This is a genomic window from Embleya sp. NPDC005575, from assembly GCF_040605455.1.
In the GTDB taxonomy this organism is placed as follows: Bacteria; Actinomycetota; Actinomycetes; order Streptomycetales; family Streptomycetaceae; genus Embleya.
On sequence record NZ_JBEXCV010000354.1, the window covers coordinates 1 to 1,332 of the forward strand.

At 71.2% G+C, this 1,332-nt stretch carries 2 protein-coding genes; one reads left to right on the plus strand and one right to left on the minus strand.

Going from position 1 to position 1,332, the window contains the following annotated elements; translation table 11 throughout:
* Positions 1-756, plus strand: a 756-nt coding sequence (locus ABZS54_RS42970; RefSeq protein WP_355548919.1) for an IS5 family transposase, incomplete at its 5' end; no start/stop codon positions are given.
* Here the strand turns inward: ABZS54_RS42970 and ABZS54_RS42975 are convergent.
* Positions 689-1,207, minus strand: coding sequence for a hypothetical protein (locus ABZS54_RS42975; protein ID WP_355548922.1), 519 nt, complete (start codon positions 1,205-1,207; stop codon positions 689-691). The two genes, ABZS54_RS42970 and ABZS54_RS42975, sit on opposite strands and share 68 nt — an antisense overlap.
* Between the last annotated feature and the right edge of the window lie 125 nt (positions 1,208-1,332).

A 1,332-nucleotide genomic window follows, 5' to 3' on the forward strand; every position in this document is an offset into this window, starting at 1 on the left:
GGCCGGGGCGGGCAGCCGGAGGCGTACTGCCACCGCGAGATGCTCGACGCGGTCCGTTACCTGGTCGACAACGGCGTCAAGTGGCGTGCGATGCCGGCGGACTTCCCGCCCTGGGACCGCGTCTACGCGTTCTTCCGCCGCTGGCGTAACCAGGGCCTGGCCGGCGAACTCCACGACCGGCTGCGCTCGCGCTGCCGCACCGAGGCCGGCCGGGACACCGAACCGACTGCGGGGATCGTCGACTCCCAATCGGTCAAGGCCGCCGCCACGGTCCGTGCCGACAGCCGCGGCTTCGACGGCGGCAAACTCATCAACGGCCGCAAACGGCACATCGTCGTCGACACGCTCGGCCTGCTGCTTCAGGTGCTGGTCACCGGGGCCGACACCACCGACCGCGCCGCAGCGTGCACCCTGCTCGCCCAAATCCGGGCCCGGCACCGCCGCATCCGGCTGGTCTGGGCCGACGGCTCCTACACCGGGCCCCTGGTCGACTGGGCGGCCGACGCCCTGGACATCGCCTTGACGGTGGTCCAACGCCCCGACGGCGCACGCGGGTTCACCGTGCTGCCGCGCCGTTGGGTGGTAGAGCGCACGTTCGGCTGGCTGATGGGCTCACGCCGCCTGGCCCGCGACTACGAAACCCTCCCCACCAGCAGCGAAGCGATCATGATGTGGTCGATGACGACGCTCATGACCCGGCGCCTGGCCCGCCGGGCCGCGGCACACCCGCAGACCCAGCCTGCCGCGGCAGCGTGAACACCCCCGGCACCTGTTCGGCAAGCCACCCGCGAGCCACCAGCCGCTTCGCCTTCGACCGCACCCCCTCCACCTTCCCCGGCACCGGCTCCAACCCCAGCCCACGGGCCAGATCCTTCACCCGCACCCCCGCCACAGCCTCGGAAGCGTCCGCCAACTCCACAATCCGCCGATAGACCGGCGCCAGCACCTCCACCGACACCCCCTCCCGCCGATGCGGCACCACCGAACCGGCCACCGCTGTCTCCACGACCACCGGTTCCGGGGCCCCGCCCGCCACGTCCTGCGGACCATGCGTGTCGAGAGCCTCCGCCAACTCCGCCACCGCGATCACCCGCCGCTCCAGCACCGCCTCGGCGTCCCGCAACGCGGCCAACACCCGATCCGCCTCCGCACGCAACTCCTCCACGCGCACCCGAGCCGCGGTCTCCCGCTCCTCCAGCAACCTCATCACCGACGCCACTACAACCCCCACGAGTGAGACAACCCGACGCGGTCATCCCTCCCGCACAGCACCGGACTTCATGCCTGACCAGCGGAAACTCAACGATCACATTCGATATGACAACGGCTTCT